The organism is Falsiroseomonas algicola (genome assembly GCF_011040385.1).
Taxonomy (GTDB): domain Bacteria; phylum Pseudomonadota; class Alphaproteobacteria; order Acetobacterales; family Acetobacteraceae; genus Falsiroseomonas; species Falsiroseomonas algicola.
On record NZ_JAAIKB010000011.1, the window covers coordinates 152,703 to 177,634 of the forward strand.

Annotated in this window: 28 protein-coding genes; 14 read left to right on the forward strand and 14 right to left on the reverse strand. The window is 71.7% G+C overall.

The window, feature by feature from the left end:
* The first annotated feature begins 56 nt into the window (after positions 1 to 56).
* The gene (locus tag G3576_RS22985) at positions 57 to 2,294 is read left to right on the forward strand and encodes a primosomal protein N' (RefSeq protein ID WP_164696806.1); all 2,238 of its coding nucleotides are present in this window, start codon (positions 57 to 59) and stop codon (positions 2,292 to 2,294) included.
* A gap of 290 nt (positions 2,295 to 2,584) precedes the next feature.
* Here G3576_RS22985 and G3576_RS22990 read toward each other — a convergent pair whose 3' ends face one another.
* The 8 genes from G3576_RS22990 to G3576_RS23025 all read right to left on the reverse strand — a co-directional run bounded on the left by G3576_RS22990 (position 2,585) and on the right by G3576_RS23025 (position 9,628).
* The gene (locus tag G3576_RS22990) at positions 2,585 to 3,538 is read right to left on the reverse strand and encodes a Bug family tripartite tricarboxylate transporter substrate binding protein (RefSeq protein ID WP_164696807.1); all 954 of its coding nucleotides are present in this window, start codon (positions 3,536 to 3,538) and stop codon (positions 2,585 to 2,587) included.
* Positions 3,539 to 3,609: 71 nt separating this feature from the next.
* Entirely contained in the window at positions 3,610 to 4,269 is a 660-nt protein-coding gene (locus G3576_RS22995; RefSeq protein ID WP_207622996.1) for a potassium channel family protein, read from the reverse strand.
* 92 nt (positions 4,270 to 4,361) lie between these two features.
* Positions 4,362 to 5,420, reverse strand: a complete 1,059-nt coding sequence (locus G3576_RS23000) for a mandelate racemase/muconate lactonizing enzyme family protein (protein WP_164696808.1) — start codon at positions 5,418 to 5,420, stop codon at positions 4,362 to 4,364.
* On the reverse strand, positions 5,420 to 6,298 hold the full coding sequence (locus tag G3576_RS23005) for a 3-hydroxybutyryl-CoA dehydrogenase (protein ID WP_164696809.1): 879 nt from the start codon (positions 6,296 to 6,298) through the stop codon (positions 5,420 to 5,422). The genes G3576_RS23000 and G3576_RS23005 overlap by 1 nt, the downstream gene beginning before the upstream one ends.
* 90 nt (positions 6,299 to 6,388) lie before the next feature.
* Positions 6,389 to 7,309, reverse strand: a complete 921-nt coding sequence (locus G3576_RS23010) for an electron transfer flavoprotein subunit alpha/FixB family protein (RefSeq protein ID WP_164696810.1) — start codon at positions 7,307 to 7,309, stop codon at positions 6,389 to 6,391.
* 3 nt (positions 7,310 to 7,312) lie between these two features.
* Positions 7,313 to 8,059 carry an electron transfer flavoprotein subunit beta/FixA family protein gene (locus G3576_RS23015; RefSeq protein WP_164696811.1) on the reverse strand — a complete coding sequence of 249 codons (747 nt, stop codon included), beginning with the start codon at positions 8,057 to 8,059 and terminating at the stop codon, positions 7,313 to 7,315.
* Between the two features lie 136 nt (positions 8,060 to 8,195).
* Positions 8,196 to 8,390, reverse strand: a complete 195-nt coding sequence (locus G3576_RS23020) for a twin transmembrane helix small protein (protein WP_164696812.1) — start codon at positions 8,388 to 8,390, stop codon at positions 8,196 to 8,198.
* A 35-nt stretch (positions 8,391 to 8,425) separates the two neighbouring features.
* The gene (locus tag G3576_RS23025; RefSeq protein WP_164696813.1) at positions 8,426 to 9,628 is read right to left on the reverse strand and encodes an MFS transporter; all 1,203 of its coding nucleotides are present in this window, start codon (positions 9,626 to 9,628) and stop codon (positions 8,426 to 8,428) included.
* A 95-nt stretch (positions 9,629 to 9,723) separates the two neighbouring features.
* On the opposite strand from G3576_RS23025, the gene G3576_RS23030 reads away from it, so the two are divergent.
* The 3 genes from G3576_RS23030 to G3576_RS23040 all read left to right on the forward strand — a co-directional run bounded on the left by G3576_RS23030 (position 9,724) and on the right by G3576_RS23040 (position 12,827).
* Positions 9,724 to 12,045, forward strand: a complete 2,322-nt coding sequence (locus G3576_RS23030; RefSeq protein ID WP_164696814.1) for a mechanosensitive ion channel family protein — start codon at positions 9,724 to 9,726, stop codon at positions 12,043 to 12,045.
* A 166-nt stretch (positions 12,046 to 12,211) separates the two neighbouring features.
* On the forward strand, positions 12,212 to 12,496 hold the full coding sequence (locus G3576_RS23035) for a hypothetical protein (RefSeq protein WP_164696815.1): 285 nt from the start codon (positions 12,212 to 12,214) through the stop codon (positions 12,494 to 12,496).
* A gap of 88 nt (positions 12,497 to 12,584) precedes the next feature.
* Positions 12,585 to 12,827 carry a YqaE/Pmp3 family membrane protein gene (locus G3576_RS23040; protein WP_164696816.1) on the forward strand — a complete coding sequence of 81 codons (243 nt, stop codon included), beginning with the start codon at positions 12,585 to 12,587 and terminating at the stop codon, positions 12,825 to 12,827.
* A 145-nt stretch (positions 12,828 to 12,972) separates the two neighbouring features.
* Here G3576_RS23040 and G3576_RS23045 read toward each other — a convergent pair whose 3' ends face one another.
* Complete coding sequence (locus G3576_RS23045; RefSeq protein ID WP_164696817.1) at positions 12,973 to 13,488, reverse strand: pyridoxamine 5'-phosphate oxidase family protein; 516 nt, start codon at positions 13,486 to 13,488, stop codon at positions 12,973 to 12,975.
* Positions 13,489 to 13,574: 86 nt separating this feature from the next.
* Here G3576_RS23045 and G3576_RS23050 point away from each other — a divergent pair, with 86 nt between their 5' ends.
* The 4 genes from G3576_RS23050 to G3576_RS23065 all read left to right on the forward strand — a co-directional run bounded on the left by G3576_RS23050 (position 13,575) and on the right by G3576_RS23065 (position 17,556).
* Positions 13,575 to 14,450 carry an SAM-dependent methyltransferase gene (locus tag G3576_RS23050; RefSeq protein WP_164696818.1) on the forward strand — a complete coding sequence of 292 codons (876 nt, stop codon included), beginning with the start codon at positions 13,575 to 13,577 and terminating at the stop codon, positions 14,448 to 14,450.
* Between the two features lie 41 nt (positions 14,451 to 14,491).
* Entirely contained in the window at positions 14,492 to 15,274 is a 783-nt protein-coding gene (locus tag G3576_RS23055) for an enoyl-CoA hydratase/isomerase family protein (protein ID WP_164696819.1), read from the forward strand.
* Positions 15,275 to 15,337: 63 nt separating this feature from the next.
* The gene (locus tag G3576_RS23060; protein WP_164696820.1) at positions 15,338 to 16,345 is read left to right on the forward strand and encodes a hypothetical protein; all 1,008 of its coding nucleotides are present in this window, start codon (positions 15,338 to 15,340) and stop codon (positions 16,343 to 16,345) included.
* Positions 16,342 to 17,556: a hypothetical protein gene (locus G3576_RS23065; protein WP_164696821.1), complete on the forward strand. Its 1,215-nt coding sequence runs from the start codon at positions 16,342 to 16,344 to the stop codon at positions 17,554 to 17,556. Before G3576_RS23060 ends, G3576_RS23065 begins: the two co-directional genes overlap by 4 nt.
* A gap of 9 nt (positions 17,557 to 17,565) precedes the next feature.
* Here G3576_RS23065 and G3576_RS23070 read toward each other — a convergent pair whose 3' ends face one another.
* Complete coding sequence (locus tag G3576_RS23070) at positions 17,566 to 18,033, reverse strand: PaaI family thioesterase (protein WP_164696822.1); 468 nt, start codon at positions 18,031 to 18,033, stop codon at positions 17,566 to 17,568.
* Between the two features lie 69 nt (positions 18,034 to 18,102).
* Here G3576_RS23070 and G3576_RS23075 point away from each other — a divergent pair, with 69 nt between their 5' ends.
* The 3 genes from G3576_RS23075 to G3576_RS23085 are packed head-to-tail and all read left to right on the forward strand — an operon-like array spanning position 18,103 to position 18,811.
* Positions 18,103 to 18,363 (forward strand): DUF6522 family protein, encoded by a 261-nt coding sequence (locus tag G3576_RS23075; RefSeq protein ID WP_164696823.1) that lies wholly within the window; start codon positions 18,103 to 18,105, stop codon positions 18,361 to 18,363.
* Complete coding sequence (locus G3576_RS23080; protein WP_164696824.1) at positions 18,360 to 18,602, forward strand: DUF4258 domain-containing protein; 243 nt, start codon at positions 18,360 to 18,362, stop codon at positions 18,600 to 18,602. The genes G3576_RS23075 and G3576_RS23080 overlap by 4 nt, the downstream gene beginning before the upstream one ends.
* A complete protein-coding gene (locus tag G3576_RS23085) occupies positions 18,599 to 18,811 on the forward strand; it encodes a DUF2283 domain-containing protein (protein ID WP_164696825.1) in 213 nt (70 codons plus the stop codon). Before G3576_RS23080 ends, G3576_RS23085 begins: the two co-directional genes overlap by 4 nt.
* On the opposite strand, the gene motA is transcribed toward G3576_RS23085, so the two are convergent.
* The 3 genes from motA to G3576_RS23100 are packed head-to-tail and all read right to left on the reverse strand — an operon-like array spanning position 18,812 to position 22,173.
* Positions 18,812 to 19,678 (reverse strand): flagellar motor stator protein MotA, encoded by an 867-nt coding sequence (motA, locus tag G3576_RS23090; RefSeq protein WP_164696826.1) that lies wholly within the window; start codon positions 19,676 to 19,678, stop codon positions 18,812 to 18,814.
* The gene (locus G3576_RS23095) at positions 19,675 to 20,715 is read right to left on the reverse strand and encodes a flagellar motor protein MotB (RefSeq protein WP_164696827.1); all 1,041 of its coding nucleotides are present in this window, start codon (positions 20,713 to 20,715) and stop codon (positions 19,675 to 19,677) included. Before G3576_RS23095 ends, motA begins: the two co-directional genes overlap by 4 nt.
* 48 nt (positions 20,716 to 20,763) lie before the next feature.
* On the reverse strand, positions 20,764 to 22,173 hold the full coding sequence (locus G3576_RS23100) for a helix-turn-helix domain-containing protein (protein WP_164696828.1): 1,410 nt from the start codon (positions 22,171 to 22,173) through the stop codon (positions 20,764 to 20,766).
* Positions 22,174 to 22,330: 157 nt separating this feature from the next.
* Here G3576_RS23100 and aceA point away from each other — a divergent pair, with 157 nt between their 5' ends.
* The 3 genes from aceA to G3576_RS23115 all read left to right on the forward strand — a co-directional run bounded on the left by aceA (position 22,331) and on the right by G3576_RS23115 (position 24,160).
* On the forward strand, positions 22,331 to 23,638 hold the full coding sequence (aceA, locus tag G3576_RS23105; protein WP_164696829.1) for an isocitrate lyase: 1,308 nt from the start codon (positions 22,331 to 22,333) through the stop codon (positions 23,636 to 23,638).
* Positions 23,639 to 23,667: 29 nt separating this feature from the next.
* Entirely contained in the window at positions 23,668 to 23,895 is a 228-nt protein-coding gene (locus G3576_RS23110; RefSeq protein WP_164696830.1) for a hypothetical protein, read from the forward strand.
* A gap of 115 nt (positions 23,896 to 24,010) precedes the next feature.
* On the forward strand, positions 24,011 to 24,160 hold the full coding sequence (locus tag G3576_RS23115) for a hypothetical protein (protein ID WP_164696831.1): 150 nt from the start codon (positions 24,011 to 24,013) through the stop codon (positions 24,158 to 24,160).
* A 4-nt stretch (positions 24,161 to 24,164) separates the two neighbouring features.
* Here the strand turns inward: G3576_RS23115 and G3576_RS23120 are convergent, their stop codons facing one another.
* Positions 24,165 to 24,824: a glutathione S-transferase family protein gene (locus tag G3576_RS23120; protein WP_164696832.1), complete on the reverse strand. Its 660-nt coding sequence runs from the start codon at positions 24,822 to 24,824 to the stop codon at positions 24,165 to 24,167.
* Positions 24,825 to 24,932 lie beyond the last annotated feature (108 nt).

Genomic DNA, 24,932 nt, shown 5'->3' on the forward strand with positions numbered 1-24,932 from the left:
TGCACCGGCGCAAAAGCGAAAATCGTTTCGCTTTCGTTCACTGCGGAGCTTATAGCATGCGCCCCTCCGGGCGGAAGTCTCCGGCCCCGAACCAACCTGCCGGCGTGGCTTCCGCGCCACGCCTGCGCGTGCTGCTGCCGCTCCCCCTGGCCGCGGGAGCCTATGATTACCGCCTGCCTCACGGGCTCGAGGCCCCCCTCGGATCATTCGTGGTTGTTCCTCTCAATGGACGCGAAACCCTGGGGGTGGTTTGGGACGGAGAGACCGATCCGGACCTTTCTCCGTCACGACTGCGCGATGTCATGGCGGTGCTGGATGTTCCACCCATGGGGGAAACGCTCCGCCGCTTCGTGGAGTGGGTCGCCGCCTATACGCTGAGTCCGCCCGGCGCCGTGCTGCGCATGGCCATGTCGAGCCCGGGCGCCTTCACGCCCCCCGCCGCCAAGGCCGGCTGGCAGCGCGCCCCCGCCCAGGGCCGGAACGCCCCCGACCCGCGCATGACCCCCGCGCGGCTCCGCGTCCTCGAAGCCCTGCCGCCTGGCGAGGTGATGTCCGGCACCGCGCTGGCGGAAGCCGCCGGCGTCTCACCCGCCGTGGTGCGCGGCCTGGCCGATGCCGGCCTGCTGGTGCCGGCCCTGCTGCCGGAAGACGACCTCTTCCCGGCGCCCGATCCCGAACACCCCGGCCCGACCCTGCTGCCCGACCAGGCCGCCGCCGCGGCCCGCCTGCGGGAGAAGGTCGCCGAACGCCGCTTCGGCGTCACGCTGCTGACCGGCGTCACGGGCTCCGGCAAGACGGAAGTCTACCTCGACGCCGTCGCCGAATGCCTCCGCCGAGGCCGCCAGGCGCTGGTCCTGCTGCCGGAAATCGCGCTTTCCGCCCAGTGGCTGGACCGCTTCCGCGCCCGCTTCGGCGTCCCCCCCGCGCTCTGGCACTCCGAACTCGGCAGCCGCACCCGCGCCCGCACCTGGCGCGCGGTGGCGGAAGGCCGCGTGCAGGTCCTCGTCGGCGCGCGCTCCGCTCTCTTCCTTCCCTTCCCGGACCTCGGCCTCATCATCGTGGACGAGGAACACGAGACCGCCTTCAAGCAGGAGGACGGCGTCGTCTACCACGCCCGCGACATGGCCGTGGTCCGCGCCCGACTGGCCCAGGCCAGCTGCATCCTCGTCTCCGCCACGCCCTCCCTCGAAACCCTCAACAACGTCGAGGCCGGGCGCTACGACCACCTCGACCTGCCCCAGCGCCACGGCGCCGCGGGGATGCCCGGCGTGGAGGCGATCGACCTCCGCAAGCACGCCCCCGAACGCGGCCGCTTCATCGCCCCCCCGCTGATCGAGGCGATCCGGGATACGCTGGCCCGCGGCGAACAGGCCATGCTGTTCCTGAACCGCCGCGGCTACGCGCCGCTGACGCTCTGCCGCGCCTGCGGCCACCGCATGCGCTGCCCGAACTGCACCGCCTGGCTGGTGGAACACCGCGCCCAGCGCCGGCTGCAATGCCACCATTGCGGCCACGCGGAACCCATCCCGCCCACCTGCCCCGAATGCAACGCGCCCGGCACCCTGACCCCCGTCGGCCCCGGTGTCGAACGCGTGGTGGAGGAGGCGACCGAGCTCTTCCCCGATGCCCGCCGCATCGTCATGGCCAGCGACACCATCCCCGGCCCCGCCGCGGCCACCGCCGCCGCGGACGCCATCGCCACCCGCCAGGTGGATCTCATCATCGGCACGCAGATCGTTGCCAAGGGCTGGCACTTCCCGCACCTCACCCTCGTCGGCGTGGTGGACGCGGACCTCGGCCTGGCCGGGGGTGACCTCCGCGCCGCCGAACGCACCCTGCAACTCCTCCACCAGGTCTCAGGCCGCGCCGGCCGCGCCGAAGCCCCCGGCCGCGTGCTGCTGCAGACCTTCAACCCCGACCACCCGGTGATGCGCGCCCTGGTCTCCGGCGACCTCGAAGCCTTCATGGCCGAGGAAGCCGCCGGCCGCCGCCCCGGCCACTGGCCCCCCTACGGCCGCCTCGCCGCCCTCATCGTCAGCGCGGAAGACGAACGCGAAGCCGACCGCGCCGCCCGCGACCTCGGCCTCGCCGCCCCCCGCGCCGACGGCGTCGAGATCCTCGGCCCCGCCCCCGCCCCCCTGGCCCTGCTGCGCGGCCGCCACCGCCGCCGCCTGCTCCTCAAGGCCCGCAAGGACGTCCAGATCCAACCCATCCTGCGCGACTGGCTCTCCCGCATCCGCCTGCCCAACAGCGTGCGCGTGCAGGTGGACGTGGACCCGGTGGGGTTCCTGTAGCGGGGCGTGCGCGCGGGGTGGCGTGGCGCCAATGGCCCGGGGAAGGGACGCCGTCCCTTCCCCGATACCCCAACCCTGCCAAGGGCCAGCGGGCCCTTGGGAACCCATGTGACTTGAAAGGTGATGGGAGGGGCACTGCGGGCGTTCGTGCCCGGCGCGCCTTTCGTGCCCCTCCCATCACCTTTCAAAACCTCGCGGTCCAGGGGGCCGTTGCCCCCTGGCGGGGGAGAGGTCTGAAGAGGGGCGAGCAGCCCCTCTCCAGGGCCACCCGCGCAACACTACCCCGCGTCTCACCCCCGCCGCAGGGCCCCGCGGATCGCGTCCAGCAGCGTGTCCATGTCGCGTTGGAAGGTGGGGCCGTTGGCGTAGCCGTCGGGGTCGCCGGCGCGTTCCATGAAGCGGCGCCAGGTGGGGGTGGCCATGCCTTGGCGGAAGCGGTCGTGGAGGTAGCCCGTCATCTCTTCCGTCATGCCGGCGGGCCCGACCCAGCCTTTCATGTTCTCCGCCACCAGGTCGCTGCCGAGTTCGCGCATGGTGGGGACGTTCGGGTAGGCGGGGTGTCGTTCGGCGGTGGTGACGGCGAGGGGGAGCATGTCGCCCGAGGCGACGAGGCCGCCGAGTTCGTCGGAGGCCTGCACCGCCAGGTCGATCTGCCCGGCGAGAAGGGCCTGCTGCTGCGGCCCGCCGCCGGTGTAGGGGACGTGCAGCAGTTCCGTGCCGGTGGCGCGTTCGAACATGATGAAGATGGAGTGCGACAGGGTGCCGACGCCGGAGCTGCCGTGGGTGATCCCGCCGCGGTTGGCTTTCGCGGCCTCGATGACCTGGGCGAGGGTCGTGTATTTGCCGCCGCGCCCGCGCGTGCAGATGAAGTGGGCGTTCTTCGTCAGCCGGATGACGGCGGTGAAGCCGCGCTTCGGGTCGTAGGGCAGGTCGCGATGGGCGGGGAGGGAGGTGCTTTCGGAGCCTCCCGCCATCAGCAGCGTGTGGCCGTCCGGCGCGGTGCGGGCGACCTGTTCCGCGGCGATGGCCCCGCCGGCGCCCGGGCGGTTCACCACGACGAGCGGCACGGGGAAGTTCGGCGTCACGGCTTCGACGATGGTGCGGGCGATGATGTCCGTGCCGCCGCCGGGGGCGAAGCCGACGATGAGTTGCATCGGCCGCGTCGGCTGCCAGGCCGTCTGGGCGCGGGCGGAGACGGGCAGGATGAGGGGGGCAGCCAGCAGGTGGCGGCGCGTCAGGCGCATCGGATGTTTCTCCCAGGGGCGCGCCCTCTGCGGGGCGGACCGGGGGAGCATGGCGGCGACCGGCCCGGCCTTCAATCGCCCTCGTCCGGGATGTTCAGCAGCGCCCCGCAGGCCTTGCAGTGCACCGCGTCCGGGTCGTGGCGCATCAGGCCGCAATCCTCGCAGCGGAAGCGCACCTTGGTGGGCCGGAACAGTGCCTGGGCGAGCCGCAGGAACAGCGTGACGCCGGCCAGCATGATGACGACGGTGATGAGCCGGCCGGAGGTGCCGGGCAGGGTGATGTCGCCGAACCCTGTCGTGGTGAGTGCCGTGACGGTGAAGTAGAGCGCGTCGGCCCAGTTGGTGATGTTGGGGTTGTTGTGGTGCTGGGTCGCATGCACCACGCCGGTCATCACCACGATGAAGACCAGAAGGTCCGCCGCCGCCACGACTGCTTCCTCGTTGCGCCGGAACACGGGCAGGTCCTGGCGGAGGTGCAGCACCAGGCGCGCGGAGCGCAGCAGCCGGAGCGTCCGCAGGCTGCGCAGGAACCCCCACCCCGCGAAGAAGGGCGCCAGCAGGAAGGAGATGACGGCCAGCACGTCCGCGATCCCCGCGGGGTGCAGCAATTCCCGCCTTGCGGCGCGGGAGGAGCGGAGCCGCAGCGCCATCTCCCCTACCAGCACGAGGCCGACCGCGATGTCGATCGCCAGCACGGTGGTGGTCGCGGGCAGGAAGGATTCCAGGATCACCCAGCCGAGTGCCGCCAGGTCCAGCGCCAGCAGCCCATAGGCCGCCAGTGCCCCCGGGCGGCCACCCAGGCCCTGGAAGTGGTGCAGGGTGGTCAGGGCCGCAGCCCGAAGCCGAGGCCGGGGGTCTCCGGCACCCGGATGCGCCCGTGCTCGACGGGGGGATGGTGCGCGAAGCGGTCGCGCAGCGCGGCATGGGCGCCATGGACTTCCAGCATGCCGCCATGGGCGTGGCCGGCCATGGCGGGCAGGCTCGCCGCCTCGAACCCGCCGGCGCCGGTCACGGGCACGCCATGCGCTTCCGCCATCGCCAGGATCCGCAGCATGGCGGTCAGCCCCCCGCAGAAGGCGGCGTTGGGCTGCAGGATATCGAGCGCGCCCGCCGCCAGCACGTCCCGGAACCACGCCATCGACTGCATCATCTGGCCGGAGGCGAGCGGGATGGAGGTCGCGCGCCGCAGGTCGAGCAGGGAGGCGATGTCGTTGTCCCGCACCGGCTCCTCGAAGAAGGCGATGTCGCAGTCGGCGACCATCGCCGCCAGCCGCTTCGCCTCCGCGACGGTGAAGCCGCAATTGGCGTCGAGCATGAGCGGCGCGTCGCCGATCGCGCCCCGCACCGCACGGATGCGCGCCGCGTCCTCCGCCAGGGGCCGCCCGGTGCCGACCAGCACCTTCACCCCCGCGAACCCATCGGCCAGCGCGGCCTCGCAGGCCGCGACCAGCTCCGCTACCGTGAAGGCCGGCATGCCGGCCGTGGCATAGGCCGGCACGGAGTCCCGCGCGCCGCCCAGCAGCCGCGCCACGGGCAGCCCCAGCGCCTTGCCCTTGATGTCCCACAGCGCGAGGTCGAGCGCGGAGAGCGCCGAGACGAAGGGCCCGGTGGCGCCGCGCGGGTTCAACCGCTTCGCCAGCATCCCCCGCAGCGCCTCGATCGCCAGCGGGTCCTGCCCGGTGACGGCCGCCGCCATCTCCCCGTTCAGCAGGGCGACGACCTGCGCCGACAGGAAGCGGCCGGTCAGTCCCTCGCCGAACACGCCGGCGTCGGTGTCGACGCGCAGCCGGACGAAGCTCAGGCTCTCCCGTCCCGCATAGGCATCCGCCGCCCTGGCGGGCTTCAGATGCTCGGCGGCGGCGAGGAGGCCCGTGATTCGCATCAGCGAGTCGGCTTCGGCGGCGTCACGCTGTAATCATAAAAGCCCTTGCCGGATTTCCGGCCGAGCCAGCCGGCCTCGACATACTTCCGCAGCAGCGGGCTCGGCCGATACTTGCTGTCGCCCATGCCGGCATGCAGCACCTCCATGACCGCGAGGCACGTATCCAGCCCGATGAAATCCGCCAGCTCCAGCGGCCCCATCGGGTGGTTGCAGCCGAGCTTCATGCCCGTGTCGATGGAGACGATGTCGCCCACGCCTTCCTGCAGCGCGACGCAGGCCTCGTTGATCATCGGCAGCAGGATGCGGTTGACGATGAAGGCCGGGTAGTCGGCGGCATAGGCAACGGTCTTGCCCATCCGCTCCGCCAGCGCCGCCACGGCCTGCACGGTTGCCTCCTCCGTCGCTAGGCCGCGGATCACCTCGACCAGCTTCATCATCGGCACGGGGTTGAAGAAATGCATGCCGACGAAGCGGCCCGGCCGGTCCGTCGCCGCCGCCAGCCGCGTGATGGGGATGGAGGAGGTGTTGGAGGCGACCAGCGCATCGGCGCGCAGATGCGGCGTCAGCGTCGCGAAGATCTTGAGCTTGAGGTCCTCCCGCTCCGTCGCCGCCTCGATCACCAGGTCGCACTCGGCGAAGCGGGCGTAGTCCGTCGTCGTCGCGATCCGCGCCAGCGCGGCGTCCTTGTCGGCGGCGGCCAGCGTGCCCTTCTGCACCTGGCGGTCCATGTTCTTCGTGATGGTGGCCACGGCCTTGGCAAGCGCGGCCTCCGCCACGTCCAGCATCACCACCTCGATGCCCGCCTGCGCCGCGACATGGGCGATGCCGTTGCCCATCTGGCCCGCGCCGATGACGCCCAGCTTCTGGATCGTCGCCATCCCTCAATCCCCCTTTACATGAAAAACGCCGGGGCCGCCCGCGAAGGGGCTGCCACCGGCGTGTCCGTCACACCGCCGAAGCGGATCGTCCTACTTCTTGTCGAGCTCGGTCTCGAGTTCCGGGATGATCTTGAAGACGTCGCCCACCAGGCCGTAATCGGCCACCTGGAAGATCGGCGCTTCCTCATCCTTGTTGACGGCCACGATGACCTTGCTGTCCTTCATGCCCGCGAGGTGCTGGATCGCGCCCGAGATGCCGAAGGCGATGTAGAGCTCCGGCGCCACGATCTTGCCGGTCTGGCCCACCTGCATGTCGTTCGGCGCATAGCCCGCATCGACCGCGGCGCGCGACGCACCGATGGCCGCGCCGAGCCGGTCGGCGACGCCGTCCAGGATCTTGAAGTTCTCGAGCGAGCCGAGCGCGCGGCCGCCGGAGACGACGACGCGCGCCGCCGTCAGTTCCGGCCGCTCCAGCTTCACGATCTCCGCGCCCACGAAGGTGGAGACGCCAGGATCGGCCGCCGCCGCCGCATCCTCGATCGCGGCATTGCCGCCCTCGGCGGGCACCGGGTCGAAGCTGGCGGCGCGGATGGTCATCACCTTCTTCGCGTCGCTGGTCTTCACCGTCGCCAGCGCATTGCCGGCATAGATGAAGCGGCGGAAGGTGTCCGGACCCTCCACGCCCGCGACGTCGCTGATGATCTGCACGTCGAGCAGCGCGGCCACGCGCGGCAGCACGTTCTTGCCGGCGGCCGAGCCCGGCGCCAGCAGCGCATCATAGCCAGGGGCGAGGCTGACCAGCAGCGCCGCCACCGGCTCCGCCAGCGCCATGCTGTCGCCCTTGGCGACCAGCACCTTCGCCACGCCCGGCAGCTTCGCCGCGGCGGCCGCGCCTTCCGCGCCCAGCACCAGCACATGCACCTCGCCGCCCAGCTTCTGCGCGGCCGCGACCGCGCTGCGGGTGGGCTGGGAGACCGTTTCGCCGCGATCGGCGAGGACCAGGACGGCCATGGTTCAGATCACCTTCGCTTCGTTGCGCAGCTTGTCCACGAGTTCGGCGACGCTGCCGACCTTCTTGCCCGCCTGGCGCTTCGGCGGCTCCTCCACCTTCAGCACCGTCAGCCGCGGCGTGACATCGACGCCGAGGTCCCCCGGCTTCACCGTCTCGATCGGCTTCTTGCGGGCCTTCATGATGTTCGGCAGGGACGCGTAGCGCGGCTCGTTCAGGCGGAGGTCGGCGGTCACGATGGCCGGCAGCTTCAGCGCCACCGTCTCCAGCCCGCCATCGATCTCGCGCGTCACGCGGGCCGAGCCGTCGGCGATCTCGACCTTGCTGGCGAAGGTGCCCTGGCCCCAGCCCAGCAGCGCCGCCAGCATCTGGCCGGTGGCGTTCATGTCGTCATCGATCGCCTGCTTGCCCAGGATGACGATCTGCGGGCCTTCCTTCTCGACCAGCGCCTTCAGGATCTTGGCGACCGCCAGCGGCTCCGTGCCCTCGGCCTCCACCAGGATGCCGCGGTCGGCGCCCATGGCGAGCGCGGTGCGGATCTGCTCCTGCGCGGCCGTCGGGCCGACGGAGACGGCGACGATCTCCGTCGCCATGCCCTTCTCCTTCAGCCGGACCGCTTCCTCGACCGCGATCTCGTCGAAGGGGTTCATGGACATCTTCACGTTGGCCGTCTCGACCCCCGTGCCATCCGCCTTCACGCGGACCTTCACGTTGTAGTCGACCACCCGCTTGACGGGGACGAGGATTTTCATCGGTTGTCGGATCCCTGGTCGGCGCCGGCGCAGAGTCTGTGCCGGGCGCAAATCGCTGCCGCAAAAACGGGCCGGACCATAGGGCGGTGGTCCCGGCCGGGCAAGGCGCGGCGGCCCGGCCCGATGCTGCGCCTGCTCAGGCCTTCAGAAGCACCAGCAGCAGGAACAGGACGAGCGTCACACCCTGCATGACGACCCGCAAGCGCATGAGCTTGTTGGACCGCGCGCCCCCGCCATCCTCGCTGCGCACCAGCCCCAGCATGCCCGCGAACATGATGCCGAGGGTGGCCAGCATGGAAATGACGACGAGAACCATCAGGAACGTGACCATGCCCGCAACATGGCACGGCTGGGCCGGAGGGCAAGCTACCGCCGCGCGCCCTTGATGGCCCAGGCCCCGGCCAGCACCGCCGCCACGCACATCGCGAAGCCCGCCTCATACCCCCCCGTCGCGGCCACGAGCAGGGAGAAGGCCGGCGGCGCCACCAGCATGGTGACGGAGAAGGTGAAGGACAGGGCGGAGGTCGCGGCCCCCACCTGGCCCGGCGGCGCCAGCCGCGCGGCCTCCGCCAGCATGATGCCGTTCCAGCCGATGGCGGTCGCCCCCATCAGAACCCCCGCCAGCGTGACGACCAGGATCGGCCAGCCGATCCCGGCCGCCGCCAGCACCGTGCCGGCCACCCCCGCGCCGATGCCGCAGGCCACCAACACCGGCCGCGCCCCCCAGCGATCCGCCAGCAGCGCCCAGCCGATCCGCCCGGCCACCCCCGCCGCCTGCGCCAGCGCCAGGTGCAGCCCCGCCTGGCCGAGCGGCACGCCGAGCGAGGCCACCTGGAAGGCCACGAAGAAGGTGGAGAAGCAGAACTGCGCCACCCCGTAGCCGCAGGCCATGGCCGACAGCCGCGCCAACTCCCCGTCCCGCCGCAGCATGGCGATGGAGGCGCCGGATTCCCGCAGCAGCCCCCCGAAGCCCGTCCCGCCGCCGGCCGCAGGGTCCCGCCCCTGGTCCAGCCCCGCGCGCAGCGGCTGGATCGCGATGGCCACCACGAAGGCGATGGCCGCCATGCAGAGGATGCTGATCCGCCATCCCGCCAGCAGCGCGATGGCCGGCGCCAGCGCCGCCACCACCATGGCGCCGAGCGGCACCCCCGCCTGCTTCAGGCTGAACACCAGGGCCCGCCGGCGCGGCGGCGTATGGGCGGCGATCAGGTGGCTGCCCCCCGGCGTCAGCGGCCCATGCCCCAGCCCCGCCACCAGGGCGGAGGCGACCAGCGCCACGGGGTGCCCCAGCGCCGCGATGGCGATGCCCACCCCCACCGCCAGCATGCAGACCTGCAGCATCCGCACCCCGCCCCAGCGGCGGATCAGCGGCCCGGTGAAGGGGCCGGAGAACAGCGCGCCCAGATAAACCAGCGCGGTATGGAAGCCCGCCAGGCTGGCCGGCACCCCGGTTTCGGCGGCCATGGCGGGCGCCAGGACGGGAACGGTCAGGAAGGCCCCCATCCCCGCCAGATGCGCCGCCAGCAGCGCGACCATGATGGTCCAGAGGGAGGGGGAGGGGACGGGCACGCTCCCATCCTCCCCTGTGTCGCGCTGCACTGCAACATGGCGTGACGCAAGCCAGGGTTGACCGCGCCCCCCCCGGCAGGGTGTACCCCTGCGCCATGCGCGCCCTCCTTCGTGCCTTCCCGCTCCTCCTCCTGCTCATCGCCCTCCCGGCGCTGGCGCAGGTCCCGGCCGCCCAGGCCCCCGCCACGCCGGCCGCCGCCCCCCAGGCCAGCAGCCCGGCGGAGATCGACCGCCTGCTCGGCCTGCTGCGGGACGATGCGCGGCGGGCGGAGTTGATGCGCACGCTGGAAGCGCTTGCCGCCGCCCAGCGCAGCGGCGCCGCCCCCGCGGCCGCTCCTGCCGCCACCCCCGGCGCCGCTCCGGCCGCGGAGGCCACGCCGGCCGCGGCGGAGCCCGCGCTGCTGGCCCCCAACACGCTCGGCGCGCAGCTGCTGATGGGCGCGCAGCAGCGCCTGCAGGGAATCTCGGACAGCGTGGTCGCGGCTGCCCAGGCGGCGACGGACCTGCCCGCCCTCTTCACCTGGCTCGGCGGCCTGGCGCGGGACCCGGTCACGCAGACCCGCGTGATCGACGCGGCCTGGAAGCTCGCGCTTCTCTTCGGTGCCGGCCTGCTGGCGGAATGGGCGACGCGGCGGGGGCTCCGCCGCTGGTCCGACAGGCTGGACGCCATGGCGCCCGCCGGCGATGCGCGCTGGACCTGGGTGCGCCGCGTGCCGCTGGTGCTCGCCCGCTTCCTGCTCGACCTGGTCCCGGTCGCGGCCTTCGCCGTCATCTCCTACGGCATGATCGGCTTCGTCCGGCCGCTGCCGACGACCGAACTCGTGCTGCTGACCGCGAACAACAGCTACATGGCGCTGCGCGCCGTCATGGCGATGTCGCGCGTCCTCTTCTCCCCCAACTCCGCGCATCTCCGCCTGGTGCCCGCCAGCGACGAGACGGCGGCCTATGTCACCATCTGGGTCCGCCGCATCGTCGTGGTGGGGCTGGTGGGCTACGCCATCGCGGAATCCGGCCTGCTCTTCGGCATGCCCTGGGCGGCCTATGACGCGGTGCTGCGGCTCGACCTGCTGATCGTCTCCCTGCTGCTGATCATCGTCATCCTGCAGAACCGGGAAGCCGCGGCGCAGGCGCTGCGGGCGCCCGAACTGGCCGAGGGCGAGAAGCCCGACCGCATGCGCCGCATGATGCGCGGGCTGCGCGACCGGCTGGCGGATATCTGGCACCTGCTGGCCATCCTCTGGCTCATGGCGCTCTGGGGCGTCTGGGCGCTGGAGATCCGGGACGGGTTCGAACGGCTGATCCGCGTCTCCGCCACCACCATCCTGATCCTGGCTCTGGCCAAGCTGGCCGATGAGCTGGTCCGCCGCGCCATCGTCCGCGGCTTCGCCATCGGCCCCGACATGGCCCGCCGCTACCCGGGGCTGGAGGCACGGGCGAACCGCTACCTGCCCGTGCTGAAGGGCCTGGTCACGCTGATCATCGGCGCGCTGGCGCTGCTCTTCCTGCTGGAAAGCTGGGGGATCGAATCCTTCGCCTGGTTCCGCCGTGGCCAGCTCGGCGCGCGCCTCCTCTCCTCGCTGGTCTCGGTCGGCCTGACCATCATCACGGCCATCACGGTCTGGGAACTCGCCAACGCCGCGATCGAGCGCTACCTGACGAAGCTGTCGCGGGACGCCAAGGCGGCCCGCAGCGCCCGCGTCCGCACGCTGCTGCCCATGCTGCGCACCGTGCTCTCCGTCGCCATCCTGGTCTTCATCGCGCTGAACGTGCTGACCGAGATCGGCGTCAACGTGGCCCCCCTGATCGCCGGTGCCGGCGTCGTCGGCCTCGCCATCGGCTTCGGGTCGCAGACGCTGGTCCGCGACGTCATCACCGGCATCTTCCTGCTGTTCGAGGATGCGGTGGCGGTCGGCGACGTGGTGCAGGTGGGCGGCCTCTCGGGCGTGGTCGAACAGCTCTCCATCCGCTCCATCCGGCTGCGCGCGCAGGATGGCAGCATCCACATCATCCCCTTCAGCGCCGTCACCACGGTGACGAACATGACGCGCGACTTCAGCTTCGCCGTGCTCGACGTCTCCGTCGCCTATGGGGAGGATACGGACCGCGTGGTGGGTGTGATGAAGGAGGTGGCGGCCGAGATCCGCACCGACCCGAAATTCGCCCCGATCATCCGGGACGAGATGGAGGTCCTTGGCGTGGAGCGCCTGGCCGACAGCGGCGTGCTCATCCGCGCCCGCATCAAGGGGGAGCCCACGGCGCGCTGGTCGATCGGCCGCGAGTTCAACCGCCGCATCAAGCAGCGCTTCGACAAGCTCGGCATCGAGATCCCGTATCCCCACCAGAAGCTCGTCATCGACCGCGGGGACAACAAGCATCCGGCGGAGGACCTGGCCGACGCCCCGCCGGCAAAGGCGTAGGTGACAGGCGCTCACGCGGCTGCTAGCGTGGCCGCGTGACGACGCTCCGGACCCTGAAGGGCCGAATTACCGGCCCGGCCGCCTGACCCGCGCCCCCGATGGGGGGCGTGGTCGCGCGTTGCCGGGTGCCTGGTCCCTTCGTCGCCCTTCCGGAGCCTGTTTCCCGATGTCCGATTTCCTTGATGCCGAGGCGCTGGTCGCCGCGCGCTTCACCGTCTCCGCCGACGCCTTCCCCGGCCTCTTGTCCCGCGTGCTGGAACCCTTCGCCAAGCGCGACCTGATCCCCGACCTCGTCCGCGCGACGCGGGAAGGCGATGGGATGCGGGCGGAGGTCGCGCTGCACGCCATGCCGCTTGGCATGGTGCACCTCGTCGCCGGCAATCTCGGCCAGATCATCGGCGTGCGGCGGGTGGAGGCGATGGAAGGCCGCGTGGTGCGCCTCGCGGCGTAGCCGCGGCAAGCCGAGCCGCGCGTAACGACCGCGCCAGTGCCCGCGCCGGCCGATTGAACCGGCCCCGGCGCGGGGCCATTTGCGGCGCATGTCCTACCTGCTCGCCATCCTCGTCCCGCCGCTCGCCATCCTGTTCCAGGGCAAGCCCTTCCAGGCCGTGTTCAACGGCCTGCTCTGGATCGGCGGCCTGCTGTTCATCCTGCTTCCCTTCGTGGTCGGGCAGGGCGCCTGGCTGCTGGCGGTGATCTGGGCGATCGTCGTCGTCTACAACAGCCGCAGCGAGGCGCGCGACCGACGCCTGATCGAGGAAGCGCTGCGCCGCCGCGGCTGAAAACCTCGCGGTCCAGGGTCCCGCTGGACCCTGGCCAGGGGGTGCGGGGGAACGGAGTTCCCCTGCGACTCCGGTTGGCGCGGGGGAACGGAGTTCCCCTGCGATGCAGGCTCGGGTGCGGGGGAGCGGCGCTCCCCCGCGATCCTCACGCGCCCCGCTTGAACGCCACCTTGTCGTTCGCGCCCGCCTCCGGCGGCTCCCCGGTCAGCCGCGCCTTCACGTAGCCATAGGCGTGGATCAGCGTGGAGGACGGTGCGTCCCAGTATTCCGCGCCCTCGACCTCCACCTTCAGCAGCGCCGCGCGGGGATCTTCCGGCCCGTCCGGGAACCAGGTCCGGAGGTATTCGGACCAGAACTCCTTCTGCTTCGCGGGATCGCGCACGACCTCGGCGTTGCCGGAGACGCTGACGTAATCCTGCGAGGACGGATCGGAATAGGCCAGCAGCACGCGGCCGTCATGGCTGATCTCGTCCGTCTTCGGGCTGGGCTGGCTCGTGAAGAACCAGAGCACGCCCTCGAATTCCTTCATCTTCACGGCCTGCATGGGCCGTCCGCGCAGGCGGCCCTGCTCGTCCACCGTCACCATGATCGCGGTCGCGACGTCCTTGATCATGTCCCAGACCTTGTCGCGCGCTTCCTGGTCGGTCCGCGTCTCAGCCATGTCATGCTCCCGTGCTGGTTCCAGCCGGGGGAACGATGCAGGGGCGCCCGGGTTGCGCGCCCCCGCGCCACCGCCACATGGCCGGAATGTCCCATGTCACGAGCATTCCGCCCGCGGCCCTGCGCCAGGCGCGCCGCGTCGCCCGCTACTACCGCTGGCTCGACCGGCTTTCCTGGTTCGACGAGAAGCGGGCGGAGGCGGGTCATGGCGCGCAGCCCGTGCATCGCGCGCTGGCGGACCCCGATGGCGGCCCGCCTTCGACCGACGTCATCCATCGCCTGATGCTGGAAGGCCTCACCCTGCCGCCTTCGCCGCGCGTGCTGGATGCCGGCTGCGGCTATGGTGCCAGCATGCTGCACCTGGCGCCGCAGCTCGGCGGCGACTGGGTCGGCCTGACCCTCTCCGCCGTCCAGGCCGCGCGCGGCATGGCGGTGGTGGCGGAACGTGGCCTGGCCGACCGCGTGCGGATCGAGGTCGCCTCCTATGACGCGCCACCGCCCGGCCGCTTCGACCTGATCTACGGCATCGAGAGCCTGATCCATGCCGCCGACCCTGCCGCGACCCTCCGCAACCTTGCCGCCAGCCTGAATCCCGGCGGGCACCTGGTCGTGGTGGACGACATGCCGGAGGAGGCGATGCCGGCAGAGGCCGCGCGCCGCCTGGCCCGCTTCCGCCGCTTCTGGCGCTGCCCCGTCGCGCCCACCCGCCAGGGCTGGATCGAGGCGCTGCGCGGGGCCGGGCTCGACCTGGTGGCGGAGCGTGACCTCAACCCGCTGCTGCAGGTGCGCGGCCTCGCCGCCGTCACGCCAAGGCTGCGCCAGCTGGAACGCCAGGCCTTCCTCCCCCGCCTGCTCGGCTTCGGCGTGCGGGCGGAGGCCGAGATCGGCGGCCTCCTGCTCGAATCCCTCCAGACCGAGGGCCATGTCCACTACCGCATCCTGGCCGCCCGCGCGCCGCGGTAGCCCCCCTGGCCGTGCGGCCAGGGGAGGGTTACGCTTCCGCCATGCCGCATCCCCACATCCTCACCGCCCGCGACGGCGCCGTCGCCATCGTCACCATCGACCGCGCCGCCAAGCGCAACGCGATGGACCTGCCCATGTGGGTGGCGCTGGCGGAGGCGATGGAAGAAGCCTCGGCCGATGACGACCTCCGCTGCGTCGTCATCCAGGGCGAGGGCGAGGAAGCCTTCTGCGCGGGCGCCGACATCGCCGCCTTCCAGCAGGAACGCGGCACGCCGGAGCGGGAGGCGGCGTATGGGGAGGGCTTCGACCGCTCCATGGCCTCCATCCAGCGCTGCCGCCACCCCGTCGTCGCGGCGTGCCGGGGCTGGACCATGGGCGGCGGCGCCGGCATCGCCATCAAGGCGGATTTCCGCGTGGGCGGTCCCGCCACCCGCATCGGCATTCCCGCCCGCAACCTCGGCATCTGGTACGCCTATTCGGACCTCGACGCGCTGCTGCAGATCACCGGCTATGCGGTGGCCATGGAATTGCTGATCGAGGGCCGCGTGCTCACGGGGCAGGAAGCCTATGAGAAGGGCCTGCTCTCCCGCCTCGTGCCGGATGAGGCGGTGAAGGCCGAATCGCTGGCGCTGGCGCACCGCATCGCCGCCGGCGCGCCCCTCTCCAACCGCTTCCACAAGCAGGCGCTGCAGAAGCTGCGCGGCCCCCTGCCGGTGTCGGAGGAGGATCGCCGGAAGAACGGCGACTTCGCCTATACCGAGGACTTCAAGGAAGCGACGCGCGCCTTCCTCGAGAAGCGCAAGCCCGTCTTCCGCGCCCGCTGAGGGGATGCGGGGCAGGCACCCCGCACACTTTCTTTACCGGCCATGGCGCAGGGTGCGGTGCCCATGTCCGATCGCGACCTGACCTCCTCCGCCTCGGCTTCGCAGGAGCGTCCCGCCACCCGCGCGGAACGTGGCGTCTTCGTGCCCTTCACCGCGCCCATGCTGTGGGGGGCGCGCATCCGCCGCATCCCCGGCACGCCGCCCGAATTGCTGCTGCCCAGCCTCTCCGGCCGCGGCACCTATGTGCTGGACTGGCGCTCCGCCGTCGCCGCCTGCTCGCCGACGCTGCATGACCGCCAGCTCTGGGCGCGCCTCTCCCTCCTCCAGCACCCCACCCCCGCCGGCGTGCGCGGCGTGGTGCGCAAGGTGGCGCTGATGGGCCATGCCGGCCGCCCCGCCCAGGCCGCGGCGGAAGCGGCGCTGGAGGAACAGCGCGCCTCCGCTGCCCGGGTGAAGGCCGCCCTGCAGGCCCGCCTCGCCACCCCGCCCGATGCGGCCCACGCGGCGCTGCTTGGCGGGCTGGCGGAAGCGCTGGCCGATACCGGCGTCGCCCCCGGCGCCCCCGGCCCCCATATCCGCCAGGTGGCGGCGCTGGAGGCCTTCTGCGCCGACCTTTCCACCTGGACCCGCCGCATCCCGCCACCCTCCGGCCAGAATGCCGCCCTCGTGGTGCTGGCCGCCGCCCGCTATTCCCTGGCTGCCATCCGCGCCTGCCAGGCCGCCCTCTGGCCTCCGCTGGAGGATCTGGCCGGCCTGCTGGCGCGCGGGCCCGCCGGTCTGCGCCTGATGGCCGAACTGGCGGAGCGGCCGGACTGGCTGCTGGATGGCTGGCCGCCCATCGTCGCCCTCTGGACCTCCGCCGCCATCCAGGAACGCAGCGCGCTGGCGGCGGAGGTCGCGGCCATCTTCCCCGTCCCCGCCCAGGAAGCCGATCGCTGGCCGGGGGGCGCGCTGGACTGGGACACGGTGCTGCGCGGCCGCCGCCTGCTGGCCGCGCTCCCCGTCCTCGCCGGCACGCGGCTCGTGGAAGTGGCCGCCCGCAACGAAGGCCTCCGGGCGATGACGGCATGACCGAGCCCGGTGCCCAGGCCAAGGGCCTCCGTGCCGCGCTGGTGGAAGCGCCGGACCATGCGCTCGGCCGCGTCGTCGCCATGCTCGATTCGCTGCGCGACCGCAGCGAGGTCGATATCCTGCTGGACGGCATCCGCCCCAGGCTGCGCCGCCTGCGCCCGCAGCGGCCCGTGCGCCTGTCCCGCCTGCTCTGCCTGCCGCTGGAAGGCGTGCTGGCGAACCCGGCGACCTGGAAGCAGTCGCCCCTTCTCGTGCCGCGCCACGCCATCCGCCCCATCGCCGCCGCCGTCGCCGTGGCGCTGGGCGACCTGGCGGCGGAGCTGGATGTGCTCGCCGCCGGCGGCACCCTGTCGGATGAGGCGCTGGTCCAGGCGCTGGGCGACCGGCTCTGGCCCGCCGCCGGCCGGGCCACCCTGCCGCCGCTGCCCCAGGGATGGCTGGAAGCGGGGCTGCCCGCCGAATCGGCCGCGCCCATGCTGGCGCTCTGCACCGCCATCTGGCGCCACGCGCCGGGCCTCTGGGCCGCCGCCTATCCGCCATCCCGCGAAGGCGCTGGCGAGGCGCAGATCCGCGCCGCCCTCGCGCCGCTCGCCATGGAAGGCCGCGCCGCGCTGCTGGGCGGGCTTGCGCTGCTGCTCAGGGACTCGCTGCAACCCGGCGTGGCCGTCAGCGTCGCCGCCAGCCTGATGCCCGCCGTGCAGCGGACGGCGGAGGAGGAACTGGTCGCGGCGCTGACGCGCGATGGCGGCCTGGTCACCAATGCCACCAGCCCCGGGGAGATGGCCAGCGCCGCCCAGCGCCTGGTGCTGCGGCTGGACGGGCTGGAAGCCAGTGCCAGCGTCGCGTCGCGGGAAGGCCGGCGCAACCTGGCCGCCGCGCTTCGTCGCGATGTCGGCGGCGCCTGCTACACCCTCTACGCCCAGGCCCTTGCCGACGGCCTGCTGGCGGAAGCCGAACGCCTGGCCGCCGGCCCGCCCGCCGGGGATGCGGAGGTGGTGGCGCTGGAACGCATGGCGCGGGATTTGCGGCGGCTGGAACTCGCCGGCCGCCGCTTCGGCGCCGAGGCGTCCTTCGACCGCATGCTGGGCAGCACCGTCGCGCGTCTTCTGCCCGTCGCCGCCCGGCGCGGCGGCCTGACGCGCGTGGAGGTGGCGCGCCTGGTGGAGATGCTGGCCGGCCCGCAGGCCGCCCTGCCGCTGCTGGAGGAGTAGCCTTCCCCTTCAGCCGCGATCCGGCGCGTTGGCCGGCTGGCCCTCATGCGTCTCGCTGCCCGCCCGCCAGCGATGGGTGGAGGAGCCGAAGGCCACCAGCTTGCCCTCCGCGTCGAAGACCTCCGTGCGGACAAAGAAGATGTTCCGCCCGCGCGTCGCGACCTTGGCTTCTGCCACCAGCCGCCCGCCCTTCACCTGGCCGGTGAACTTGCAGTCGAGGTCGAGCGTCACGGCCTTGCGGACATTGCCCGGCACGCTGCACCACAGCCCCGAATAGCCCGCGGCCTGGTCGATCATCGACAGCACGAGCCCGCCATGGATGATGCCAGACCGGTTCCGGTGCTGGTCACCCGCCTCGCAGACCAGTCGCGCATGGCCATCGGCCCAGTGCTCCAGGCGAAGCCCCAGCAGGTCGTGGTAGGGCGCGCCCTTCTCATCGAGGTCGAGGGCGGCGGGGGAGGGGGTCTGTGCGTTCATGCGCCCCCCGTGCCGCCCCGCGCGGCGGCGGTCAAGCCGTGCCATGATGCGGGTCGGAGGATCGCACGCATGACCGTACCGGACAGGGTGGAGATCGACGCGGCGGGCGATGCCGTGCTGTCGGCCGACCAGGCCGCTTCCCTGCTCGGCGTGGCGCTGCCCGCCTTCCTGGCCGACCTCCGCGCCGGGATCGTCTATTCCGTGGTGGAGCGGGGCGAGGGCGCGGATGCCGGCACGCTCCGCCTCACGCTTCGCCGCCGCGGCGCCGAACGCCGCCTGGTGGTGGAAGCCGCGACGGGGCGGGTGATCGGCGCGGAGCCAGGGGGATGATCCGCCTCAGCATTCATGCCGAGCAACGCCTGCGCGAGCGGGGTATTCCGCTGGCCTGGATCGAGGTGACGATCACCGAGCCCGACCGCACATCGCCTGACGCGTCCGACCCCACGCTGTTGCACGCCTTCCGCGCCATCGACGCGGCGGGCGGGCGCGTGCTGAAGGTTGTCCATCGCGTGCGGGGTGGTGATATCCTGGTGGTGACGGCCCATCTCGATCGAGGAGCCAGCCGATGATGCGCACCAGCTACGACCCCGAGGCCGATGCCTTCTACGCCCGCTTCGCACCCGACACTGTCGCGATCGAGGCGACGGAGGAAGTGGCCCCTGGCGTGATGATCGACTTCGACGCGCAGGGAGACGTCGTCGGTGTCGAGGTCCTGCACGTCCGCACCCGCGGCCAGGGCGCGCTGCCGTCCACGGAACCCCGCGCCGCGGCTGAATAGCTACGCGATCTGCAAATTCTGCAGCGCTTCCTCCAGCTCCTGGAAGCTCGGCATGGAATGGCTCGGTGCCGTCTTGCGCCCGGCCTCCACCGCCACCTGCGGCGCATTGCCATGCAGATGGGCCACCAGCACCGCACGGATCACCTCGTAGAACATGCAGTCCTCCGAGATCACGCCGTTCAGCCGCGTCGCCATCGGCCCCATCACGCCATAGGCCAGCAGGATGCCGAGGAAGGTGCCGACCAGCGCGCCGCCGATCATGCCGCCCAGCACCGCGGGTGGGCTGTCGATCGAGGCCATGGTCTTGATGACGCCGAGCACGGCGGCGACGATGCCGAGCGCCGGCAGCGCATCCGCCGTGTTCTGGAAGACATGCGCGACATGCAGCTCCTCCTCCCGGATCTTCTTCAGCTCCTTCGCCATGATGTCCTCGATCTGGTGGGGATCGTCGGCGTTCATGCCCACCATGCGGAGGTAGTCGCAGATCATCGTCACGGCGACCTTGTCGGCCATGATCTTCGGGAATTTCTGGAAGGCCGGGCTTTCCGCCGGCTTCTCGATATGCGGCTCCAGCGCCATCGCGCCCTTCTGCTGCGCCAGCCGCACGAACCAGTAGAGCATGGACAGCAGGTCCACATAGTCATGCTTGTGGAAGCGTTCGCCCTTGATGATCTTGCCGAAGCCGCCGAGCGTGTGCTTCACGCCATGCATGCTGTTGCCCATGACGAGCGCGCCGATCGCGGCGCCGCCGATCATCATCATCTCATAGGGCAGAGACTTCAGGATGATGCCGAACTTGCCGCCGGCAATGGTGTAGCCGCCGAACACCATCGCCAGCAGGAAGACGAGGCCACCGATCGTCGTCATTGGGTCACGATCACCGGTTCGTTCTGCCGCAGCAGGGTGATGGAGACGCGGCGGTTCGCCGCCGCGTTGGGATTGTCCGGCAGCAGCAGGTCGCGCTCCGCATTGCCGGTCACGCTGCGGATCCGCGCCTCGGGCAGCCCCGCCTCCGACAGCAGCCGCCGCGTCACATTGGCCCGGTCCGCGGAGAGGTCCCAGTTCGACCGCTCCGTGCCGCCGCGGAAGGGCGTGGCATCGGTATGGCCCGCGATGGCGATCGGGTTGGGCAGCCGGTTCGCCACCTGCGCGACGCGCGCCAGCAGCACCCGCGCGCGCTCATTGGGGGCGGCACCGCCCAGCGCGAACATCGGCGTGCGTTCCGCATCCACCAGCTGGATGCGCAGGCCCTGCGGCGTCTGTTCCACCATCAGCTGCTGGCCGAGCTCCGCCAGCGCGGGGTCCTGCGCCACCATCTGGCGGATCTCCTCCGCCGCGCGTTCGAAGGCTTCCCGCTCACGCCGCGCCGCTTCCGCGCGCAGCGCCGCATCGCTCAGCGCGCGCGCATCGCTCTCCGTGCCCTCGCCGAGGCGGCGCGGATCGGCGTCGCCGGCTTCCGCATCGGCGCGGGCCTGGCGCACGCGGCGCGGCGTCGCGTCCTCGTCATCCCCATCGGGGCCTTCGCGCATCGGCGTCGGCCGCGCGACCTGCTCCGACTCATCCTCCACATCCACGTCGGACAGCACCGGCACGCGGCCGCGCTGCGCCGTGACGGCGCCGGCATCCTGCGCCATGGGCATGCTCTCATGCGGCGTGCGGCCGCCGAAGGGCTGGCCCGACCCGGTCTGCTGCGCGCCCATGACGTTGGTGGGGGAGAAGTAGTCGGCCAGGCCCCTCCGCTGCTCCTCCGTCGTCGCGTTCAGCAGCCACATCAGCAGGAAGAAGGCCATCATCGCCGTGACGAAATCGGCATAGGCGACCTTCCAGGCACCGCCATGGTGCCCGTGGCCGCCTTCCTCGATCCGCTTGATGACGATCGTGCCGCCACCCTTGCCCTTCGCCATGCCCGTCCAGGATATTCCCGTTCGGGGACAGCGTTACGGCAATGGCGGTTAAGGGCGCACTAAGCGGCGGTTCGGCTCGAACCGCCACGGGCTCGCCCCATCCTCGTTGGGGTCCAGCGCCAGGCGATGTTCCAGCGGCGGGAAGGCGCGGCTGCGGCATTCCGCGCGTTCGCAGAGCCGGCAGGACAGCCCGATGCCGACCGCGGCGGCGCCGAGGTCGATGCCATCGGCATAGACCACCTCCTGCGCGCGACCAATGTCACAGCCCATCGCCACCACATGCACCGGCGCGGGCTCCCCCCAATGCGTCGTCGGGCTGGCGATGGCGCGGGCGAAGGTCAGGAAGGTGGCGCCATCCGGCAGCTGCGCCACCTGCACCCGCGTCATCGCCGGCGTGGCGAAGGCCTGGTGCACGATCCATTTCGGGCAGGAACCGCCGAAGCGCGCGAAGGGGAAGCCGGCCGCCGAGAATCGCTTGTCCACGTTTCCCGCGGGATCGACGCGCAGGAAGAAGAAGGGCACGCCCCGCGCATCCGGCCGCTGCAGCGTCGAAAGCCGGTGCGCCGCCTGTTCGAAGGACACGCCGAACCGCGCCGCCAGCGCCTCCACCTCATGCCGCAATTCCTGCGCGGCCTCGAGGAAGGGCAGGTAGGGCATCAGCAGCGCCGCCGCCGCATAGTTCAGCAGGCCGAGCCGGATCAGCGAGGCCGCTTCCTGGCTCGATGGCTCGGCGGGCGCGACGACGGATTCGACGACATCCCTTGCCTCCAACAGCATCAGCTGAAACGCCATCTGGAAGCCGCGGCTCTCCCGCGGCAGCGCCTCCGAGAGGTCGAGCCGCCGCGACGCCGGGTCGTAGCGCCGCAGGCTGGTCCCGAGCGGCCCCACATGCACCGTCAGCCCATGCGTGCGCCGCAGCCGCTCCGCGATGGCGTGGTTCATCTCGGCGGGCGCGGCGCGCAGCTCGCCACCGATCTGTTCGGCGATGCTCTCCAGCTGATGGAAATGGTTGGCGCGGTCATGGAAGAAGTCCCGCGCCTCCTCCGTCGGCAGCAGGATGCGCCGCCCCGTCGGCAGCGCGATGCCCGACGCATCCTCCCGCGCCACGCGCCAGGCGCGGTACAGCGCCAGCATGGCGCGCGCGGCGTTCGGCGCGCTGGCGGCCAGTGTCGCGATCTCGCCTTCCGGCAGCTCCTCCATGCCCAGCAGCGGATCGGACAGCACCTCCCTGAGCCCCGCCTCCATCTGCCGTTCGCGCGATCCCGAGAGGGAAGGGAGGTCCACCGCCAGCGTCTCGCCGAGCTTGATGAGCAGGCTGGCCGTGACGGCGCGCTGGTCGTGCTCGATCAGGTTCAGGTAGCTGGCGGAGATGCCGAGCCGCACGGCCAGCGCCTGCTGCGTCAGCCCCTTTTCCATCCGCAGCCGCCGGATGGTGCGGCCGATCATCGGCCGGGCCATTCTGTGGATCCTTTACAGATTTTCGGCCCCGGACGGTGAAGCCGGCCACGTGCTTGCCGCGGAGACCCCAGGATTCCCCCTGCAATCCGCCCGCGCAAGGTGAATTATTGACAGGCGCCGCGACGAGAGCGGCGGGTCAACAGGAAGGTCACCCGGCATGCGTCCCACCCCCTCCCCGGTCCTCGCCCCCGATGGCGGCTTCGGCCAGGGCGCCCCCCAGCCCGGCCGCTTCGACGGCATCCGGCGCGACTACACGCTGGCCGATGTCGCGAAGCTCGCCGGCAGTTTCCGCGTGCAGCACACGCTGGCCGATCGCGGCGCGCGCCGCCTCTGGCAGCTGCTGCGGGACGAGCCCTTCGTGAACACGCTCGGCGCCATGACGGGCATGCAGGCGGTGCAGCAGGTGAAGGCGGGGCTGAAGGCCATCTACCTCTCCGGCTGGCAGGTGGCGGCGGATGCCAACAGCGCGGGGCAGATGTACCCCGACCAGTCGCTCTATCCCGTGGACAGCGTCCCCGCCGTGATCCGCCGCATCAACAACGCGCTGCGCCGCTGCGACCAGATCGCGGTGCAGGAAGGGAAGGGCGATGCGACGGACTACATGGCCCCGATCATCGCCGATGCCGAAGCCGGCTTCGGCGGCGCGCTCAATGCCTATGAACTGATGCGCGCGATGATCGAGGCCGGCGCCGCGGGCGTGCATTTCGAGGACCAGCTGGCGTCGGAGAAGAAGTGTGGGCATCTCGGCGGCAAGGTGCTGGTGCCGATCAGCCAGCACATCCGCACGCTGAACGCCGCGCGCCTCGCCGCCGATGTGGAAGGCGTGCCGACCGTCCTGCTCTGCCGGACGGACGCCGAGAGCGCGCAGCTCCTGACCAGCGACATCGATGAACGCGACCATCCCTTCATCGAGCGGGAGCGCACGCCGGAGGGCTTCCACCGCATCAGGAAGGGCGTCGGCAAGGCCTACGCCATCGCCCGCGGCCTGGCCTATGCCCCCTATGCCGACCTGCTGTGGTGGGAGACCTCCGACCCCGACCTGCAGGATGCGCGCGACTTCGCGGAGGCGATCCACCGCGACTTCCCCGGCAAGATGCTGGCCTACAACTGCTCACCCTCCTTCAACTGGCAGCGCAAGATGGGCGTCGATGCCGCTGGTCGCTTCCAGCGGGAGATCGCGGCCATGGGCTACCGCTTCCAGTTCGTGACGCTCGCCGGCTTCCACAGCCTGAACCTCTCCATGTTCAACCTGGCGCGCGGCTATGCGGAGCGCGGCATGGGCGCCTACAGCGAATTGCAGCAGGCGGAGTTCGCGGCGGAGGCCGAGGGCTTCACCGCCATCCGCCACCAGCGTGAAGTCGGCGTCGGCTACTTCGACGCCGTCGCCACCGCCGCCAGCGGCGGCACCGCCAGCACCACGGCGCTCGCGACCTCCACCGAGGCCGCGCAGTTCCACCACGCCTGACCCCAACGCCTGCACGAAGGAGCGACACGATGAACGACGAGTTTCATGACGACGGCCTCGTCCACTCCCATGGCTGGGCGCGGGAGGCGCCGCCCCCGGTCGGCGAACTGCTCCGCCAGGACCGGCATTTCGGCCGCGTCCACGCGCCCGACATCGCCGCCGCCATGGCGGTGAAGCAGGACAGCGACCATGATGATGGCCTGGTCCACGGCCATGGCTGGGCCTGCGGCGAACGCGGCCGCATGGCGCAGGCCTGACCCGCGTCGCACGCCGAGGGAAATCCGTGCCGACCGGCTTCAAACCTTCCGGTCGGCAGGGAATAATTGACGAAACCCGTGCACGGAATCACGGGAGCCTTCGGAGTGCGTCCTGATGCGTAGCGATCACCTGTTCGGCCGGGCCTCCCGGCGCGACCCGCGGCCCCTGCCGGCGGAGGCGCCGGAAGGCGCGGCGCCGGCCCCGCCCGCCGCGGAGGCCGAGAAGCCCGCCCCCGAAGCCGCGGAGACTGCCAAGGCCGCCTGAGGGCTCAGGCCGGCTCCCGCTCCCGCATCGCCATCATGCGCTGGCAGGCCGGCCGCGCCTGGCAGGAAGCCAGCCAGGCGGCGACGCGGGGCGATGCCTCGAACAGGCTTCGCGCGGGCATGGCGTAGCGCACCACCTCCGCCAGGTTGATGTCGGCCACCGTGAATCGCCCACCGACCAGGAAGCCCGTCGCGGCCAGCACCGTGTCCAGCACCGCGAAGGGCGCGCGCAGCGCCGCGACCGCCGCCTCCGCCTTGGCCGCGTCGCGTTCCGCCGGCGGCTTCGCCGCCATGTTGTAGAGGATCTCGATGCTGTGCGGCTCGATCTCGGTCGCCGCCCACAGCGCCCACATCCCCATCAGCCCATCCTCCGCGATCGAGGCCGGGCCCAGCGTGCCGCCATGCTTCTTCGCGAGGTAGAGGTTGATCGCCAGGCTCTCATGCAGCACCAGCCCGTCATCCTGCAGCGACGGGATATGCCCGTTCGGGTTGATGGCGAGGAAGGCGGGGGAACGCGTGTGCATCGGCGCATCGGCCGCGTCCGGGTCCTTCAGCCGATAGGCCTGGATCACCGCGACATGGCGGTATTCCACGCCCATCTCCTCCAGCAGCCAGAGGTTCCGCGACGCGCGCGACCGCGCGCAGCCATAGAGCGTGATGGCCATGACGTTGTCTCCTTCCTGTCGATGCGATTGTCGGGGCCAGGGCGCGCCCGCGCAAGGCACCGGCTTCCGGCCCGCGCGAAGGCGGTGCTAGCCTGACGCCGACACGAT

What these genes read in the sequence shown, in the direction of transcription:
- G3576_RS23110 (WP_164696830.1), top strand. Translation starts at nt 23,668, where the DNA reads ATGAACGACGAGTTTCATGACGACGGCCTCGTCCACTCCCATGGCTGG.
- G3576_RS22985 (WP_164696806.1), top strand. Translation starts at nt 57, where the DNA reads ATGCGCCCCTCCGGGCGGAAGTCTCCGGCCCCGAACCAACCTGCCGGC.
- G3576_RS23080 (WP_164696824.1), top strand. Translation starts at nt 18,360, where the DNA reads ATGATCCGCCTCAGCATTCATGCCGAGCAACGCCTGCGCGAGCGGGGT.
- G3576_RS22990 (WP_164696807.1), bottom strand. Translation starts at nt 3,538, where the DNA reads ATGCGCCTGACGCGCCGCCACCTGCTGGCTGCCCCCCTCATCCTGCCC.
- G3576_RS23095 (WP_164696827.1), bottom strand. Translation starts at nt 20,715, where the DNA reads ATGGCGAAGGGCAAGGGTGGCGGCACGATCGTCATCAAGCGGATCGAG.
- G3576_RS23015 (WP_164696811.1), bottom strand. Translation starts at nt 8,059, where the DNA reads ATGAAAATCCTCGTCCCCGTCAAGCGGGTGGTCGACTACAACGTGAAG.
- G3576_RS23060 (WP_164696820.1), top strand. Translation starts at nt 15,338, where the DNA reads ATGTCCGATCGCGACCTGACCTCCTCCGCCTCGGCTTCGCAGGAGCGT.
- G3576_RS23050 (WP_164696818.1), top strand. Translation starts at nt 13,575, where the DNA reads ATGTCCCATGTCACGAGCATTCCGCCCGCGGCCCTGCGCCAGGCGCGC.
- G3576_RS23085 (WP_164696825.1), top strand. Translation starts at nt 18,599, where the DNA reads ATGATGCGCACCAGCTACGACCCCGAGGCCGATGCCTTCTACGCCCGC.
- G3576_RS23065 (WP_164696821.1), top strand. Translation starts at nt 16,342, where the DNA reads ATGACCGAGCCCGGTGCCCAGGCCAAGGGCCTCCGTGCCGCGCTGGTG.
- G3576_RS23000 (WP_164696808.1), bottom strand. Translation starts at nt 5,420, where the DNA reads ATGCGAATCACGGGCCTCCTCGCCGCCGCCGAGCATCTGAAGCCCGCC.
- G3576_RS23120 (WP_164696832.1), bottom strand. Translation starts at nt 24,824, where the DNA reads ATGGCCATCACGCTCTATGGCTGCGCGCGGTCGCGCGCGTCGCGGAAC.
- motA (WP_164696826.1), bottom strand. Translation starts at nt 19,678, where the DNA reads ATGACGACGATCGGTGGCCTCGTCTTCCTGCTGGCGATGGTGTTCGGC.
- G3576_RS23055 (WP_164696819.1), top strand. Translation starts at nt 14,492, where the DNA reads ATGCCGCATCCCCACATCCTCACCGCCCGCGACGGCGCCGTCGCCATC.
- G3576_RS23010 (WP_164696810.1), bottom strand. Translation starts at nt 7,309, where the DNA reads ATGGCCGTCCTGGTCCTCGCCGATCGCGGCGAAACGGTCTCCCAGCCC.
- G3576_RS23115 (WP_164696831.1), top strand. Translation starts at nt 24,011, where the DNA reads ATGCGTAGCGATCACCTGTTCGGCCGGGCCTCCCGGCGCGACCCGCGG.
- G3576_RS23020 (WP_164696812.1), bottom strand. Translation starts at nt 8,390, where the DNA reads ATGGTCACGTTCCTGATGGTTCTCGTCGTCATTTCCATGCTGGCCACC.
- G3576_RS23070 (WP_164696822.1), bottom strand. Translation starts at nt 18,033, where the DNA reads ATGAACGCACAGACCCCCTCCCCCGCCGCCCTCGACCTCGATGAGAAG.
- aceA (WP_164696829.1), top strand. Translation starts at nt 22,331, where the DNA reads ATGCGTCCCACCCCCTCCCCGGTCCTCGCCCCCGATGGCGGCTTCGGC.
- G3576_RS23100 (WP_164696828.1), bottom strand. Translation starts at nt 22,173, where the DNA reads ATGGCCCGGCCGATGATCGGCCGCACCATCCGGCGGCTGCGGATGGAA.
- G3576_RS23075 (WP_164696823.1), top strand. Translation starts at nt 18,103, where the DNA reads ATGACCGTACCGGACAGGGTGGAGATCGACGCGGCGGGCGATGCCGTG.
- G3576_RS23030 (WP_164696814.1), top strand. Translation starts at nt 9,724, where the DNA reads ATGCGCGCCCTCCTTCGTGCCTTCCCGCTCCTCCTCCTGCTCATCGCC.
- G3576_RS23045 (WP_164696817.1), bottom strand. Translation starts at nt 13,488, where the DNA reads ATGGCTGAGACGCGGACCGACCAGGAAGCGCGCGACAAGGTCTGGGAC.
- G3576_RS23005 (WP_164696809.1), bottom strand. Translation starts at nt 6,298, where the DNA reads ATGGCGACGATCCAGAAGCTGGGCGTCATCGGCGCGGGCCAGATGGGC.
- G3576_RS23035 (WP_164696815.1), top strand. Translation starts at nt 12,212, where the DNA reads ATGTCCGATTTCCTTGATGCCGAGGCGCTGGTCGCCGCGCGCTTCACC.
- G3576_RS23040 (WP_164696816.1), top strand. Translation starts at nt 12,585, where the DNA reads ATGTCCTACCTGCTCGCCATCCTCGTCCCGCCGCTCGCCATCCTGTTC.